The organism is Pseudomonas machongensis, from assembly GCF_034961125.1.
In the GTDB taxonomy this organism is placed as follows: Bacteria; Pseudomonadota; Gammaproteobacteria; order Pseudomonadales; family Pseudomonadaceae; genus Aquipseudomonas; species Aquipseudomonas machongensis.
On sequence record NZ_JAYFUI010000055.1, the window covers coordinates 1 to 16,154 of the forward strand.

Below are 16,154 nucleotides of genomic sequence, written 5' to 3' on the forward strand. Positions count from 1 at the left end.
GTGCCAATCGCCTGCCGCAGGTCGGGCGCCTGGCCAGCCATGCCAACGTCTATTACGCCCAGGCCTACTCCGGCCACGGCCTGAACGCCACGCACCTGGCCGGACGCCTGCTGGGCGAGGCCATCAGCGGCCAGCAGACGGGGCGCTTCGACCTGTTCGCCAAGGTAGCGCACGCGACCTTCCCTGGCGGCAAGCACCTGCGCTCGCCGCTGCTGGCGCTGGGGATGCTCTGGTACCGGCTCAAGGAGCTGCTCTGATCACGCTCGCCAGAATGGCTTGCACCCTTCCTCCCGAGCCTGCTGGCGGCTGATGCCGATATCCAGCAACTGGTGATCGCTCAACTCGCGCAGCACCCTGCGCGAGCGCCAGCGATGCACCATCAGCCCCAGGCGACCCAAGCCCACAGGAGCACTGGAAACCTTGGGCCACTGCCCTGCGCGCAGTTCTTCCGCCAACAGTTGCAGCCGTACATCGCTCAAGCCGTTCATCGCCATGTCTCCTGATTGCCTCGAAAGCTGGAGAAAGCATGCGCTCGGCAGACATGCACGATACAGATTCAACACAGGGTTATTATTTCCATACAGAATTGGCACAGCGGCCGCTGAATGCAGTATTTTTGGCCAATCTGTATCGCTCACCTTGCCCCGCGTGTTCAGGAGTATGCCGTGACCCTCTACATGAACCTCGCCGAATTGCTCGGTGCCCGGATCGAACAAGGCCTGTATCGTCCCGGCGAACGGCTGCCGTCGGTGCGCTCATTGAGCCTGGAACACGGCGTCAGCCTGAGCACCGTACAGCAGGCCTATCGCCAGCTGGAGGACAACGGCCTGGTGGCTCCGCGCCCCAAGTCCGGCTACTTCGTCACGGAAAATCGCAGCCTGCCGGCCCTGCCCGCCATCAGCCGCCCCGCCCAACGCCCTGTGGATATTTCCCAGTGGGAACAAGTGCTCGAATTGGTACGTGCCAGCCCTCACCCCGACGTGATCCAGCTCGGCCGCGGCATGCCCGACATCGAGAGCCCGACGCTCAAGCCCCTGCTGCGCAGCCTTGCCCAGCTCAGCCGGCGCCTGGACATGCCAGGGCTGTACTACGACAACATCCACGGCAACGAAGCCCTGCGTGAACAGATCGCCCGCCTGACGCTCGACTCAGGTTGCAACCTCGGGCCAGGCGACCTAGTGGTGACCACTGGTTGTCACGAAGCGCTGTCGACCAGCATCCGCGCAGTGTGCGAGCCGGGCGACATCGTCGCGGTGGATTCGCCCAGCTTCCACGGCGCCATGCAGACGCTCAAGGGCCTGGGCATGAAGGCGCTGGAGATCCCCACGGACCCGACCACCGGCATCAGCCTGGAGGCGCTGGAACTGGCGCTGGAGCAATGGCCGATCAAGCTCATCCAGATCACCCCCAGTTGCAACAACCCGCTGGGCTACATCATGCCCGAGGCGCGCAAGAAGGCCCTGCTGACCCTGGCCCAGCGCTACGACGTGGCGATTCTCGAAGACGATGTGTACGGCGACCTGGCCTACACCTACCCACGCCCACGCACCATCAAATCGTTCGACGAGGATGGTCGCGTACTGCTCTGCAGCTCGTTCTCCAAGACCCTGGCCCCAGGCCTGCGGGTCGGCTGGGTGGCGCCCGGGCGCTATCTGGAGCGGGTGCTGCACATGAAATACATCAGTACCGGCAGCACGGCCTGCCAGCCCCAGTTGGCGATCGCCGACTTCATCGCCGAAGGCCACTATCAGCCGCACCTGCGCCGAGTCCGGGCGCAGTACCAGCGCGCCCGCGACCAGATGAGCGACTGGGTGACCCGCTACTTCCCGCCCGGCACCCGCGCCAGCCGGCCCCAGGGTGGCTTCATGCTGTGGGTGGAACTGCCCGAGAGCTTCGACACCCTGCGGCTCAACCGTGCGCTACTGGAACAGGGCGTACAGATCGCCGTCGGCAGCATTTTTTCGGCGTCGGGCAAGTACCGGCACTGTCTGCGCATGAATTTCGCCACCCGCGCCACCCCGGAAATCGAGGCGGCGGTACGCAAGGTAGGTGAAACTGCCTATCGCCTACTGGCGCAGGACAGTGACGCCGGGTAACTTTGCAGCGCTTTGCACGGTCCAACCTTCCAGTGACCTGTCGTACAGGACGATTCGCCTTTGAGACTCCAGCGGGCTCTGCCCCTCCTGCTGGCGCTGCTGCTCGGCCTGAGCGGCTGCGCCAGCGTCGATGCACCTCGCGACGTGAGCCAGGCGCTGCCGGCCAACGACTCGGCGTTCGGCCGCTCAGTCCAGCGTCAGGCCGCGCCCTATGAGGGGCGCTCCGGCTTTCGCCTGCTACCGAACAGCAACGAAGCCTTCCGCGCCCGCGCCGAGCTCATCCGCAACGCCCAGACCAGCATCGACCTGCAGTACTACATCGTCCACGATGGCCTGAGCACCCGCGCCCTGGTGCACGAGCTGCTGCGCGCCGCCGACCGCGGCGTGCGGGTGCGCATCCTGCTCGACGACACCACCAGCGATGGCCTGGACAGCCTGATCGGCACCCTCGCCGCCCACCCTCATATCCAGATCCGCGTGTTCAACCCGCTGCACCTGGGCCGCAGCACCGGCCTGACGCGTGCCATGGGGCGGCTGTTCAACCTGTCGCTGCAGCACCGGCGCATGCACAACAAGCTGTTCCTGGTCGACAACAGTATGGCCATCGTCGGCGGCCGCAACCTGGGTGACGAGTACTTCGACGCCGAGCCCAACCTGAACTTCACCGACATCGACCTGCTGGGTGTAGGGCCTGTGGCCGAGCAACTCGGGCACAGCTTCGACCAGTACTGGAACAGCGCCCTGAGTCGGCCGATCGGCGACTTCCTGTGGAGCACGCCGGACGCCAGCGACCTGCGCGCTAGTCGCCAGCGCCTGGAAACCTGGCTGGCGCAGGCCAGGGTGCAGCGCAAGGCGCTGTACGACCGACTTATGGCCTATCAGACCGCGCCACGCCTGGACATCTGGCGTAACGAGCTGATCTGGGCACACAGCCAGGCGCTGTGGGATGCGCCGAGCAAGGTGCTGGCCCGCGGCGAGCCCGACCCACAGTTGCTGATGACCCAGCAACTGGCGCCGGACCTGAAGAACGTACACCGCGAGCTGATCCTGGTCTCGGCCTACTTCGTGCCGGGCGAGCCAGGCCTGCTGTACCTCACCAGCCGCGCCGACGCCGGCACCTCGGTCAAGCTGCTGACCAACTCGCTCGAAGCCACCGATGTGCCGGCCGTGCACGGCGGCTATGCGCCCTATCGCCGTGCCCTGCTCGAACATGGCGTGGAGCTGTTCGAGCTGCGTCGCCAGCCCGGCGACCCGAGCGCCGCGCGCGGCGTCCTCAGCTTCAAGGGCCAGTCCGACTCGAGCCTGCACAGCAAGGCAATGGTCTTCGACCGGCGCAAGACCTTCATTGGCTCCTTCAACTTCGATCCCCGCTCGGTGCTGTGGAACACCGAGGTCGGGGTGATGGTCGACAGCCCCGAGTTGGCCGAGTACACCCGCGCGCTGGCCGAACAGGGCATGGCGCCGGCCTTGAGCTATCAACCGAAGCTGGTGGACGGGAAGATGGTCTGGGTGACCGAGGACAATGGCCAAGTGCATACCCTGACCGCTGAGCCGGGCGGGATATGGCGCCGGTTCAATGCCTGGGTGGCCAAGGCGGTGGGATTGGAGAAGATGCTCTAGCAGCCGGGCCGCGCGAGTGCGGCCCGGCTATTTCATGCGGAGGCGGGCTCGAACGCACCGGGACGCCGGGTCAGCAGCACCAGCCCCGCAGCCCCTGCAGCCATCAGGAACAGCAAGGCATGCCCACTGACCCACTGGCTCCCTGCCCCGGCCAGCAAAGGCCCGAGCAAACAACCGATACCCCACAATTGCGCCACATGGGCGTTGGCACGCACCAATGCGTCATCGCGATAACGCTCGCCGATCAGGATCAGCGACAGGGTGAACAAGCCCCCCGCGCTCGCACCGAACAGTACCCACAGCGGCCACACCGCCGGGGTGTGCAACAGCAGCGGAATCGCCAGGCTCGAACCCAGCAGACTCACCGCACAGCCACTGAACAAGGCTTGCCGGGACATGCGATCGGCAAGGGCGCCGATCGGCAACTGCAGCACGGCATCGCCGACCACGACGGTGCTGACCATGAACAACGCCACTTCGGCGGTGAAGCCCTGCTGCAACACATACACCGGCAGAAGCGTCAGGATCATCGCCTCGAATGCCGCGAACAACGCAATGGCCCAGGCAATGACCGGCAAGCGTCGGCAGAAGGCGAACAAGTCGCTGAAGGTCACGCTGCACGCCTCGGTCGACGGCGCACCACCGCGGCCAAGCAAGAGCAAGGGTGCGAGCAACAGCAGGCCGCTGGCGGCCCAGAAACCGAAATCATCTTCCGAGCCGAGAAAGCCCAGCACCAGCGGCCCGGCCAGCTGGCTCAGGGCATAGCTGCTGCCATACAGCGCCACCAGCCGTCCGCGCCACTGCTCGACCACCAACTGGTTGATCCAACTTTCGCCGAGGATGAACACCACCGTCAGTGACATGCCGATCAGCAGGCGTAGCGCCAGCCACAGCGGATAGCTGGGCAACACTGCCACCAACACGATCGACAACGCACCGCCCCACAGGCACAGGCGCATCGCCGATGGCACGCCGACCCAACCCGCCAGGCGGCTGGCCAGGCTCGCGCCGAGCAGTACGCCGATTGCCGGCATCGCCGCCATCACACCAATGGCGAACCCGCCGTAGCCCCAGCCTTCCAGGCGCAGGGATACCAGCGGCATGCTCACGCCGAGCGCAAGCCCGACACTGAGCACCGACGCCAGCACGGCAAAGTAGGTTCCCCAACGCATTGCAGACTCCCAGGTAAATTTGTTCAGGCCCATTCGCGGGCAAGCCCGCTCCCACAGGTACGCCGCCGCTTGCAAGGACAGCGCCGGGCCTGTGGGAGCGGGCTTGCCCGCGAAGAAGACTACCGGATCACAACTTGATCCAGGTCGCCTTCAGCTCGGTGTACTTCTCCAGTGCATGCAGCGACTTGTCACGGCCGTTGCCCGACTGCTTGAAGCCGCCGAACGGTGCGGTCATGTCGCCGCCGTCGTACTGGTTGACCCACACGCTGCCGGCACGCACGGCGCGGGCAGTCTTGTGCGCCTTGGAGATATCGGCGGTCCAGATGCCAGCTGCCAGGCCATACGGGGTATCGTTGGCGATGGCGATGGCCTCTTCGGCGGTGTCGAAGGCGATCACCGACAGCACCGGGCCGAAGATTTCTTCCTGGGCGATCTTCATGGCGTTGGTCACACCGTCGAAGATGGTCGGCTCGACGTAGGTGCCGCCGGTCTCTTCGAGAATGCGTTTGCCACCGGCCAGCAGCTTGGCGCCGTCCTGATGACCGGCGTCGATGTACGACAGCACGGTGTTCATCTGCTGGGTATCGACCAGCGCACCGACCGTGGTGGCCGGATCCAATGGGTTGCCGGGCTTCCAGGCCTTGAGGGCCTCGACCACCAGCGGCAGGAACTTGTCCTTGATCGAGCGCTCGACCAGCAGACGCGAGCCAGCGGTGCAGACCTCGCCCTGGTTGAAGGCGATGGCGCTGGCAGCGGCTTCGGCGGCGGCCTGCAGGTCAGGGGCGTCGGCGAAGACGATGTTCGGGCTCTTGCCACCGGCTTCCAGCCAGATGCGCTTCATGTTCGATTCGCCCGCGTACACCATCAGTTGCTTGGCGATCTTGGTAGAACCGGTGAACACCAGGGTATCGACATCCATGTGCAGGGCCAGGGCCTTGCCGACGGTGTGGCCATAGCCAGGCAGCACGTTCAGCACGCCTGCCGGGATGCCGGCCTCGATGGCCAGTTGGGCGATGCGGATGGCGGTCAGCGGGGACTTCTCGGAAGGCTTGAGCACCACCGAGTTGCCGGTGGCCAGCGCCGGGCCGAGTTTCCAGCAGGCCATCAACAGCGGGAAGTTCCATGGGACGATGGCACCCACGACGCCTACCGGCTCACGGGTCACCAGGCCCAGTTGGTCGTGCGGGGTCGGTGCGACCTCGTCGTAGACCTTGTCGATGGCTTCGGCAGTCCAGTGGATGGCCTGGGCAGCACCCGGGATATCGATGGTGGAGGAGTCGCCGATCGGCTTGCCCATATCCAGGGTTTCCAGCAGCGCCAGTTCCTCGACATGCTTGCGCAGCAGGTCGGCGAAGCGGATCAGCTTGGCCTTGCGCTTGGCAGGAGCCAGTTGCGACCAGACGCCAGAGTCGAAGGTGGCGCGAGCGTTTTCCACGGCGCGGTTGGCGTCGGCCAGGTCACAACTGGCAACCTTGGCCAGGAAACGTCCGTCGACTGGGCTCAGGCACTCGAAGGTTTCGCCGGAGGCGGCGTCGGTGTATTCGCCGTTGATGAAGGCGCGGCCTTCGATCTTCAGTTGCTGGGCACGCTGTTCCCAATCCGCACGAGTCAGGGTGGTCATACGAAACTCCTCCTCTTGTTAAGGTGCAGCCCCGTATTGAGGACTCACGGGCACTGTCAGAAATTCTGGCCGGGCGACAAGCGCACACGGGCATCCGACACCCTAAACCAGGCCGGTTAAACTATCAATATATTTGACACGAATGGCTTAAAAGCCTACTGATGTGCATTTTATTAAACAACAACAGGGTATCCAGCATGAGCATCGACAGCATCATCGACTTCGCCCAGGTCCTTACCGAAGCCGAGCGCTATCGCCCGGCGGCCGAGAAAATCCTCAAGGGCGAGCCGGATCAGGCGGTTTACAACCACTATTCGAGCCCCTGCGGGCAGTTTGCCGCGGGCGTCTGGGAGGGTGAGGTCGGCCAGTGGACGGTGAATTACACCGAGCACGAGTATTGCGAGATCGTCCAGGGCGTATCGGTGCTGCGCGACCAGGACGGCGGCGCCAAAACCCTGCGGGCAGGCGACCGTTTCGTCATTCCGGCCGGCTTCAAGGGTACCTGGGAAGTGCTGGAGGCGTGCCGCAAGATCTATGTGATGTTCGAGCAGAAGTGATGGCGACACATATGTAAAGCCTGGCCTGGATGCACGCACCCAAAATGGGTGATGTCCACTTCGGACATCACCCAAGGAGCATCCCGCATGACCATCGACATCCTCTGCCCAGCACGCCACGTGATCGGTACTCGCTACGTTGAAAGCGTGAAGCCCTACATCCTGGAACTGACCGGCCTGGCCGCGGCCGCAGGCCCGCAGGACATCACCACTCGCGAGATCAGGACCGACCGCGTGATGATCGGCGTCGACGTGCAGGGTTTCATCAATGGCTTGATCATTTCCTGATCCCGGCCATTTGAGTCAGGCATAAAAAAACCCGCCTTCTTGCGAAGGCGGGTTTTTTTGGTTGCCGGATCAATTACTTGATCTTGGCTTCCTTGTACACCACGTGCTTGCGGACGACCGGATCGTATTTCTTGATCTCGATCTTGTCCGGAGTGGTGCGCTTGTTCTTGTCGGTGGTGTAGAAGTGGCCGGTACCGGCACTCGAAACCAGACGGATCAATTCACGCATGATGTTCTCCCTTAAACCTTGGCGCCAGCTTTACGGATGTCGACCAGAACGGCATCGATGCCGCGCTTGTCGATGATACGCATGCCTTTGGCGGAAACGCGCAGACGCACGAAACGATTCTCGGATTCAACCCAGAAACGGTGGTGCTGCAGGTTTGGCAGGAAACGACGACGGGTTTTGTTGTTTGCGTGGGAAATGTTGTTCCCGGTTACCGGACCCTTACCGGTAACTTGACAGACTCTCGACATGCCTCAGCCCTCTAAAACCACATGCCCAACCCGGCATGGGTTGGCCGCTTAATCTCTCAGTCTATGGCGCCAAGGCGCCGTGTTTCCGGGGGTCTTATCGAACCGGCTCAGATGAGCGACAGACCGAGCCCCTAGAAAAGAGCGCTGCTTTATACCAGAAAGGGTCGGCCACAACAACAGAAGATGCACATTCCGATCGGGCCGATCGCGCCCGGCCAGCATAGCGACAAGGCCCGCGCACTGTCGACCGCTCGTCGCCGCGCAGCATAAAAATCAGGTGGTCATTTCCCGACTGGCGCACTAGGGTAGGACGTTTCCGCCTCCAGACTGCACTGGCAGATGGGCCCCTGACCAGCCGAGGATCCACCATGCGCGTCGCCGCCCTTTCCGTTCTATTCACTTCCCTGCTCGCCGCAGGCATTGCCCAGGCAGCTCCGCTGTCGGTGTGCACCGAGGCCAGCCCGGAAGGTTTCGACGTGGTTCAGTACAACTCGCTGACCACTACCAACGCCTCGGCCGACGTGCTGATGAACCGCCTGGTCGAGTTCGACGCGGCCCAGGGCAAGGTGGTGCCGAGCCTTGCACAAAGCTGGACGGTCTCCAAAGACGGCCTGGTCTATGACTTCACGTTGCGCGGCGGCGTGAAATTCCACAGCACCGACTACTTCAAGCCGACCCGCGAACTGGACGCCGACGACGTGTTGTTCAGCTTCCAGCGCATGCTCTACCCCGCCCATGCCTGGCACAAGACCGCACCCGGCGGTTATCCGCATGCCCAGTCGCTGCAGCTGGGCAACCTGATCAAGTCGATCGACGCGCCCGATCCACAGAGCGTGCGCTTTACCCTCACCCATCCGGACGCGACCTTCCTGGCCACCCTGAGCATGGGCTTCGCCTCGATCTACTCGGCCGAGTATGCCGACAAGCTGCTCAAGGCCGGCACGCCCGAGAAGCTCAATAGCCAGCCCATCGGCACCGGCCCGTTCGTCTTCCAGCGCTTCCAGAAGGACGCCCTGGTGCGTTATCGCGCCAACCCCGACTACTTCGGCGGCAAGCCTGCGGTCGACCCGCTGGTGTTCGCCATCACCACCGACCCGAACGTGCGCCTGCAGAAGCTCAAGCGCAACGAATGCCAGGTAGCCCTGTCGCCCAAGCCGCTGGACATCGCCGAAGCCGCGAAGAACGACAAGCTGAAGGTAGCCTCCACCCCGGCCTTCATGACCGCCTTCGTGGCCATCAACAGCGAGCACCCGCCGCTGGACAAACCCGAAGTGCGCCAGGCGATCAACCTCGCCTTCGACAAACCGGCCTACCTCAAGGCCGTGTTCGATGACACCGCCATCGCCGCCAACGGCCCCTACCCGCCCAATACCTGGAGTTACGCCAAGGACCTGCCCGGCTACGCGCTGGACCTGAAGAAGGCCAAGGCGTTGCTGACCAAGGCCGGCCTGGCCGACGGCTTCAGCACCACGATCTGGACCCGGCCGTCGGGCAGCCTGCTCAACCCCAACCCTAGCCTCGGCGCACAAATGCTCCAGGCCGACCTGGCGAAAATCGGCATCAAGGCCGAGATCCGTGTGATCGAATGGGGCGAGCTGATCCGCCGCGCCAAGGCCGGTGAACATGACCTGCTGTTCATGGGCTGGGCGGGCGATAACGGCGACCCGGACAACTTCCTCAGCCCGCAATTCTCGTGCGCGGCGGTCAAGTCCGGGACCAACTTCGCGCGTTTCTGCGACAGCCGTCTCGACCAGTTGATCAACGCCGGACGCACCACCAACGACCAGAGCGTGCGCAGCCGTCTGTACCAGCAGGCGCAGACGCTGATCCAACAACAGGCGCTGTGGCTGCCGTTGGCGCACCCGACCGCCTCGACCCTGCTGAGCAAGGGCGTCGAGGGCTATCAGGTGAGCCCATTCGGGCGGGTGGACTTCAGCAAGGTGTCGGTGGAGCGCTGACTGGCATTCGGTGTCGGCCTTTTCGCCGCTGCGATTTACCCGCGAAAAGGCCGGCACTGCCTCCATTACGCCCCGATCCAACCCTGTTCCACCATCGACAACGGCTCGCCATCGCCGACGATCACGTGATCGAGCACACGCACATCGATCAGCGCCAGCGCCTGCTTCAACGTGCGCGTCAGGTGAACATCGTCCTGGCTCGGCGCGCTGTTGCCCGACGGGTGGTTGTGACAGATGATCAACGCCGCCGCGTTATGCAGCAGCGACCGGCGCACCACCTCACGCGGATAGATGCTTGCCCGGTCTATCGTGCCGCGAAACAGGATCTCGAACGCCACGGGCCGGTGCCGGGTGTCCAGGAACAGGCAGCCGAACACCTCGCACCGCTCATGGCGCAGCATCGACTTCAGGTAGCGCCGCACCGCAGCAGGGCTTTCCAACGCCGGCGCGCGTTCGATGGTTTCGTCCAGGTAGCGTCGTCCGATCTCCAGCAGTGCCTGCAATTGCGCGTACTTCACCGGCCCGATGCCCGGCTCGCGCAGCAGCGCGGCGCGGTCGGCCTCGAGAAACGCCCGCAACCCGCCAAAGCGCTTGAGCAGGCTGCGCGCCAGGTCGACCACGTTGCGCCCGGCAACGCCCGAGCCCAACAGCACTGCCAACAACTCCCCATCCGACAGCACCTGCGCCCCACGCGCCAGCAACTTCTCCCTCGGCCGCTCGTCCAGCGGCCATTCCCTGATGTTCATACCCCTCCTTGCGTTGTACTGCGGCGCCTTCAAGCCCTGTGTTAATCTATTTCGCCTCGTTAAATGCGACGTTCTGCCGCAGGCAATTTCAAACGTCGCCGCCCGCTTTCACTGGAAAAAGGCAAGCCTATGCAGCGGCTGTATCGCAAGCGCATCGTTCTCGGCGTGGGTGGCGGCATTGCCGCCTACAAGAGCGCCGAGCTGATTCGCCGACTCCTGGAACACGGCGCGCAGGTGCGTGTCGTCATGACCCGCGGGGGCGCCGAGTTCATCACTCCGCTGACCCTGCAGGCGCTCTCCGGCCACCCGGTGCACATGGACCTGCTCGACCCTGCCGCCGAGGCTGCAATGGGTCATATCGAACTGGCCAAGTGGGCCGACCTGGTGCTGATCGCCCCGGCCACTGCCGACCTGATGGCGCGCATGGCCCAGGGCATGGCCGATGACCTGCTGACCACGCTGGTGCTGGCCACCGACGCCACCGTCGCCGTCGCCCCGGCCATGAACCAGGCCATGTGGCGCGACCCGGCCACCCAGGACAACCTCGAGCTGCTCAAGCGCCGTGGCATCCAGGTATTCGGCCCGGCCTCCGGCAGCCAGGCCTGTGGCGACGTCGGCCTGGGCCGCATGCTCGAAGCCACCGATCTTGCCTGGTGCGCCGCCGAGAGCTTCAAGCGCCAGGCCCTGACCGGCAAGCACGTGCTGATCACCGCCGGCCCGACCCAGGAAAACATCGATCCGGTGCGCTACATCACCAATCATAGTTCCGGGAAGATGGGCTTTGCCCTGGCCGAAGCGGCCGCCGAAGCCGGGGCCCGGGTGACCCTCGTCACCGGCCCCGTGCACCTGCAGACCCCCGACCGGGTCAACCGCATCGACGTGGTGAGCGCGCGGGACATGCTCGCGGCCTGTGAAGCAGCCATGCCGTGCGACTTGTTCATCGCCTCGGCAGCAGTCGCGGACTACCGTCCCGAGGTGGTCGCCCCGCAAAAGCTCAAGAAAGACCCTACGACCGGCGACGGCATGCTGCTGCAGATGGTGCGCAATCCGGATATCCTTGCCACCCTCGCTGGCCGTGCCGACCGCCCGTTCAGCGTCGGTTTCGCAGCCGAGACCGAGCACCTGCTCGATTACGCAACGCGCAAGCTCAAGGACAAGAACCTCGACCTGATCGTCGCCAATGATGTGGCCAACCCCAGCATCGGCTTCAACAGCGAGGAAAACGCCCTGACCGTAATCGACCGCCAGCAGCACCAGACCCTCTTCGCGCAGACCAGCAAGGGCAAGATCGCCCGGCAACTGGTCGCCTTCATCGCCGAACGGCTCAATCAGGTTCAATAAGTTCCATGCACGCTCTTCAAGCCAAGATCCTCGACCCACGCCTGGGTACCGAATTCCCCCTGCCGCAATACGCCACCCCCGGCTCCGCCGGCCTGGACCTGCGCGCCCTGCTCAAGGAAGACACCGTCCTCGAGCCGGGCCAGACCCTGCTGATCCCCACCGGCCTGTCGATCTACATCGGCGATCCAGGCCTGGCAGCGATGATCCTGCCGCGCTCGGGCCTTGGTCATAAGCACGGCGTAGTGCTGGGCAACCTGGTCGGCCTGATCGACTCGGACTACCAGGGCGAGCTCATGGTCTCGTGCTGGAACCGCGGCAACACGCCGTTCACCATCAGCATCGGCGAGCGCATCGCCCAGCTGATCCTGGTACCGGTGGTGCAGGCGCATTTCGACATCGTCGAAGCCTTCGACGAAACCCAGCGTGGCAGCGGCGGCTTCGGTCATTCCGGGACCCGCTGAGCCGACCGTCGGGGCCATGGACGGCGAACTCTCGGGGCTATCTACCGTCCAAGCGTTCAGTTTGCGCTTACCCAGAAGCCTCTGACCCTTGGAGTCCCCAGAGATGAACGACATGGCCCAGCTGGTACCCGCATTGCCAGACAGCATCTTCCGCGCCTATGACATTCGCGGCATCGTCGGCAAGACGCTGCACGCCGAAACCGCCTACTGGATCGGCCGCGCCATCGGCGCCCAGACCCTGGCCCAGGGCGAGCCGAAAATTTCCGTAGGCCGCGACGGCCGCCTCTCTGGCCCGATGCTGGTCGAGCAGTTGATCAAGGGCCTGGCCGATGCCGGTTGCCAGGTCAGCGACGTCGGCCTGGTGCCCACCCCCGCGCTGTACTACGCCGCCAATGTGCTGGCCGGTACTTCGGGGGTGATGCTCACCGGCAGCCACAACCCATCGGACTACAACGGCTTCAAGATCGTCATCGCTGGCGACACCCTCGCCAACGAGCAGATCCAGGCCCTGCTGACCCGCCTCAAGACCAACGACGTACCGCGCGGCGAAGGCCACGTGGAGAAGGTCGAGATTCTCGAGCGCTACTATCAGCAGATCACCGGCGACGTGAAGCTGTCGAAAAAGCTCAAGGTCGTGGTCGACTGCGGCAACGGCGCCGCCGGGGTGATCGCCCCGCAACTGATCGAGGCCCTCGGCTGCGAAGTGATCCCGCTGTTCTGCGAAGTCGACGGCAACTTCCCCAACCACCACCCGGATCCGGGCAAGCCGGAGAACCTCGAAGACCTGATCGCCAAGGTCAGGGAAACCGGCGCCGACATCGGCCTGGCCTTCGACGGCGACGGTGACCGCGTGGGCGTGGTCACCAACACCGGCAGCATCGTCTACCCCGACCGCCTGCTGATGCTCTTCGCCCAGGACGTGCTGTCGCGCAACCCCGGCGCCGAGATCATCTTCGACGTCAAATGCACCCGTCGCCTGACTCCACTGATCGAACAGCACGGCGGCCGCGCCCTGATGTGGAAGACCGGTCATTCGTTGATCAAGAAGAAGATGAAACTGACCGGCTCGCTGCTGGCCGGCGAGATGAGCGGACACATCTTCATCAAGGAACGCTGGTACGGTTTCGACGACGGCATCTACAGTGCCGCGCGCCTGCTGGAAATCCTCAGCAAGGCCGACCAGGATGCCGAAAGCCTGTTCGCCGCGTTCCCGAACGATATTTCCACACCGGAAATCAACATCGATGTGACCGACGAGAGTAAATTCAGCATCATTGATGCACTGCAACGCGACGCCGACTGGGGCGAAGCCAACCTGACCACCATCGACGGTGTACGGGTCGACTACCCACACGGCTGGGGCCTGGTCCGCGCCTCCAACACCACACCGGTGCTGGTACTGCGCTTCGAGGCCGACAGCGAGGCAGAACTCGACCGTATCAAGGCTGTATTCCGCACGCAGTTGCTGCGGGTCGATCCCGGCCTGCAACTGCCGTTCTGACCGACTATCTGTTCCTCACTGGAGCCCTGCATGACCCTCGATCGCGATGCCGCTTCCCATGTAGCCGAGGTTTTGTCCGAAGCACTGCCCTACATCCGCCGCTTTGTCGGCAAGACCCTGGTGATCAAGTACGGCGGCAACGCGATGGAGAGCGAAGAGCTCAAGACCGGCTTTGCCCGTGACATCGTGCTGATGAAGGCGGTGGGCATCAACCCGGTGGTCGTGCACGGCGGCGGCCCGCAGATCGGCGACCTGCTCAAGCGCCTGTCGATCGAGAGCCACTTCATCGACGGCATGCGCGTCACCGATTCGGCGACCATGGACGTGGTGGAGATGGTCCTGGGCGGCCAGGTCAACAAGGATATCGTCAACCTGATCAACCGCCACGGCGGCAGCGCCATCGGCCTGACCGGCAAGGATGCGGAACTGATCCGCGCCAAGAAGCTCACCGTCAGCCGCCAGACCCCCGAGATGACCACCCCGGAAATCATCGACATCGGCCATGTCGGCGAAGTCGTGGGCGTGAACACCGAGCTGCTGAACATGCTGGTCAAGGGCGACTTCATCCCGGTGATCGCGCCGATCGGCGTGGGTGCCAACGGCGAGTCGTACAACATCAACGCTGACCTGGTCGCCGGCAAGGTCGCCGAAGCCCTGAAAGCCGAGAAGCTGATGCTGCTGACCAACATTGCCGGCCTGATGGACAAGCAGGGCCAGGTTCTCACCGGACTGACCACCGAGCAGGTCAACGAGCTGATCGCCGACGGCACCATCTACGGTGGCATGCTGCCGAAGATCAAGTGCGCACTGGAAGCCGTGCAGGGCGGCGTGAACAGCTCGCACATCATCGATGGCCGCGTACCGAACGCGGTGCTGCTGGAAATCTTCACCGACAGCGGCGTGGGCACCCTGATCACCAATCGCAAGCGCCACTGATGCTTTGAGCGACGGCCCGCTCCTGCATAACCCGTAGGAGCGGGCTTGCCCGCGAAAAGTACACCGCGGTAATGGCACCGGCCATACCGGTGTTCGCTGCGGTTCTGCGCCCCGACAAGCTTGCTCCTCCAAGGATCGCGCAGGCTTGGCCGAACCAGAACAATGAAACATGGCGCAATGCCATTATTTTTCTCTGTCCCGCCCTCAACTTTCTCTCTAAGCTGCCGACACAACGTGGCAGAATGCACGCCCGTTGCAAATAGTTGCTATTTACCTGGAGAACTCGCGTGAAATACGCATCACAAGGACTCGTGCTGGCAGCTGCCGTCGCGCTCGGGTCCATCGCCGGCTGCGCTACCGAAACTTCCACCGCCGTGGCCGTACAACAGGTCGAGAGCGTCAGCCGCCCGTACAGCGGCGTGCGTGCACCGATCGCCGTAGGCAAGTTCGACAACCGTTCGAGCTACATGCGCGGCATCTTCTCCGACGGCGTCGACCGCCTCGGCGGCCAGGCCAAGACCATCCTGATCACCCACCTGCAGCAGACCGGCCGTTTCAACGTGCTGGACCGCGACAACATGGGTGAGATCCAGCAGGAAGCCGCAATCAAAGGCCAGGTCCAGCGCCTGAAGGGCGCCGATTTCGTGGTGACGGGCGACGTTACCGAATTCGGCCGCAAGGAAGTCGGTGACCACCAGCTGTTCGGCATCCTCGGTCGCGGCAAGACCCAGATTGCCTACGCCAAGGTCGCGCTGAACATCGTCAACATCAGCACCTCCGAAGTGGTCTATTCGAGCCAGGGCGCCGGCGAATACGCCCTGTCCAACCGTGAAGTCATCGGCTTCGGCGGTACCGCCAGCTACGACTCGACCCTCAACGGCAAGGTTCTCGACCTGGCCATGCGCGAAGCGGTGAACAAGCTGGTCGGCGCTGTCGAAAGCGGCCAGTGGAAGCCGCAAGCACAGTAAGACCCTGCAGCAAGACGACAACGACAAGGAAGCACGTAGATGAGCATCACCCGCTCGGCCTGGCGCACTGGCGCCGGGCTCCTGCTGGCCAGCGCCCTGCTGGTCGGTTGCAACTCGCAGAAGCCGCTGTACCAGTGGGAAAGCTACCAGCCGCAAGTGCGCGAATACTTCAACGACCAATCGAAGGAAGAACAGGTCATCGCCCTGGAGCGCGACCTGGAGAAGATCAAGGCCAAGAACGGCGCCGTCCCTCCTGGGTATCACGCGCAACTGGGCCTGCTCTACTCGAGCCTGGGCAAGGACGACCAGATGATCCAGCAGTTCCGCACCGAGAAGGCGCTGTTCCCTGAGTCGGCGGCGTACATGGACTTCCTGATGAAGAACGCCACGCAAGGAGCGAAGCAGTGATCAA

General features: G+C 63.9%; 16 protein-coding genes and 2 pseudogenes. 12 read left to right on the forward strand and 6 right to left on the reverse strand.

Annotation, left to right across the window (positions count from 1 at the left end; translation table 11 throughout):
* Positions 1-257, forward strand: a pseudogene (locus tag VA602_RS04350) (FAD-dependent oxidoreductase); the annotation flags it as partial.
* On the opposite strand, the gene VA602_RS04355 reads toward VA602_RS04350, so the two are convergent.
* On the reverse strand, positions 258-488 hold the full coding sequence (locus VA602_RS04355) for a DUF1127 domain-containing protein (RefSeq protein WP_063542038.1): 231 nt from the start codon (positions 486-488) through the stop codon (positions 258-260).
* Positions 489-665: 177 nt separating this feature from the next.
* Here VA602_RS04355 and VA602_RS04360 point away from each other — a divergent pair, with 177 nt between their 5' ends.
* Together VA602_RS04360 and VA602_RS04365 are read left to right on the forward strand one after the other, a co-directional pair.
* On the forward strand, positions 666-2,096 hold the full coding sequence (locus VA602_RS04360; protein ID WP_172964799.1) for an aminotransferase-like domain-containing protein: 1,431 nt from the start codon (positions 666-668) through the stop codon (positions 2,094-2,096).
* Between the two features lie 60 nt (positions 2,097-2,156).
* Positions 2,157-3,716 (forward strand): phospholipase D family protein, encoded by a 1,560-nt coding sequence (locus VA602_RS04365; RefSeq protein ID WP_054894114.1) that lies wholly within the window; start codon positions 2,157-2,159, stop codon positions 3,714-3,716.
* A gap of 32 nt (positions 3,717-3,748) precedes the next feature.
* Here VA602_RS04365 and VA602_RS04370 read toward each other — a convergent pair whose 3' ends face one another.
* Together VA602_RS04370 and VA602_RS04375 are read right to left on the reverse strand one after the other, a co-directional pair.
* Positions 3,749-4,888: an MFS transporter gene (locus tag VA602_RS04370; protein WP_065864722.1), complete on the reverse strand. Its 1,140-nt coding sequence runs from the start codon at positions 4,886-4,888 to the stop codon at positions 3,749-3,751.
* Between the two features lie 127 nt (positions 4,889-5,015).
* Positions 5,016-6,509, reverse strand: a complete 1,494-nt coding sequence (locus tag VA602_RS04375; protein ID WP_054894116.1) for an aldehyde dehydrogenase — start codon at positions 6,507-6,509, stop codon at positions 5,016-5,018.
* 197 nt (positions 6,510-6,706) lie between these two features.
* Here VA602_RS04375 and VA602_RS04380 point away from each other — a divergent pair, with 197 nt between their 5' ends.
* The gene (locus VA602_RS04380; protein WP_054894117.1) at positions 6,707-7,066 is read left to right on the forward strand and encodes a cupin domain-containing protein; all 360 of its coding nucleotides are present in this window, start codon (positions 6,707-6,709) and stop codon (positions 7,064-7,066) included.
* Positions 7,067-7,153: 87 nt separating this feature from the next.
* Positions 7,154-7,354 (forward strand): hypothetical protein, encoded by a 201-nt coding sequence (locus VA602_RS04385; RefSeq protein WP_054894118.1) that lies wholly within the window; start codon positions 7,154-7,156, stop codon positions 7,352-7,354.
* A 73-nt stretch (positions 7,355-7,427) separates the two neighbouring features.
* Here the strand turns inward: VA602_RS04385 and rpmG are convergent, their stop codons facing one another.
* On the reverse strand, positions 7,428-7,583 hold the full coding sequence (gene rpmG / locus VA602_RS04390) for a 50S ribosomal protein L33 (RefSeq protein ID WP_003253507.1): 156 nt from the start codon (positions 7,581-7,583) through the stop codon (positions 7,428-7,430).
* A gap of 11 nt (positions 7,584-7,594) precedes the next feature.
* A complete protein-coding gene (gene rpmB, locus VA602_RS04395; RefSeq protein ID WP_054894119.1) occupies positions 7,595-7,831 on the reverse strand; it encodes a 50S ribosomal protein L28 in 237 nt (78 codons plus the stop codon).
* A gap of 368 nt (positions 7,832-8,199) precedes the next feature.
* Between rpmB and VA602_RS04400 the strand changes: the two genes are divergently transcribed.
* Entirely contained in the window at positions 8,200-9,789 is a 1,590-nt protein-coding gene (locus tag VA602_RS04400) for an ABC transporter substrate-binding protein (RefSeq protein ID WP_153772892.1), read from the forward strand.
* Positions 9,790-9,854: 65 nt separating this feature from the next.
* On the opposite strand, the gene radC is transcribed toward VA602_RS04400, so the two are convergent.
* On the reverse strand, positions 9,855-10,535 hold the full coding sequence (gene radC / locus VA602_RS04405; protein WP_054894121.1) for a RadC family protein: 681 nt from the start codon (positions 10,533-10,535) through the stop codon (positions 9,855-9,857).
* A gap of 129 nt (positions 10,536-10,664) precedes the next feature.
* On the opposite strand from radC, the gene coaBC reads away from it, so the two are divergent.
* The 6 genes and pseudogenes from coaBC to VA602_RS04435 all read left to right on the forward strand — a co-directional run bounded on the left by coaBC (position 10,665) and on the right by VA602_RS04435 (position 16,150).
* A complete protein-coding gene (gene coaBC / locus VA602_RS04410) occupies positions 10,665-11,876 on the forward strand; it encodes a bifunctional phosphopantothenoylcysteine decarboxylase/phosphopantothenate--cysteine ligase CoaBC (protein WP_054894122.1) in 1,212 nt (403 codons plus the stop codon).
* Between the two features lie 5 nt (positions 11,877-11,881).
* Positions 11,882-12,337, forward strand: a complete 456-nt coding sequence (gene dut / locus VA602_RS04415; RefSeq protein WP_063542034.1) for a dUTP diphosphatase — start codon at positions 11,882-11,884, stop codon at positions 12,335-12,337.
* Positions 12,338-12,464: 127 nt separating this feature from the next.
* A pseudogene (locus tag VA602_RS04420) lies at positions 12,465-13,838 on the forward strand (phosphomannomutase/phosphoglucomutase); the annotation flags it as partial.
* A gap of 30 nt (positions 13,839-13,868) precedes the next feature.
* Complete coding sequence (gene argB / locus VA602_RS04425; protein WP_063542032.1) at positions 13,869-14,774, forward strand: acetylglutamate kinase; 906 nt, start codon at positions 13,869-13,871, stop codon at positions 14,772-14,774.
* 287 nt (positions 14,775-15,061) lie between these two features.
* Positions 15,062-15,742, forward strand: coding sequence for a CsgG/HfaB family protein (locus VA602_RS04430; protein ID WP_054926178.1), 681 nt, complete (start codon positions 15,062-15,064; stop codon positions 15,740-15,742).
* 39 nt (positions 15,743-15,781) lie between these two features.
* Complete coding sequence (locus tag VA602_RS04435; protein ID WP_054893326.1) at positions 15,782-16,150, forward strand: DUF4810 domain-containing protein; 369 nt, start codon at positions 15,782-15,784, stop codon at positions 16,148-16,150.
* The last annotated feature ends 4 nt before the right edge of the window (positions 16,151-16,154 follow it).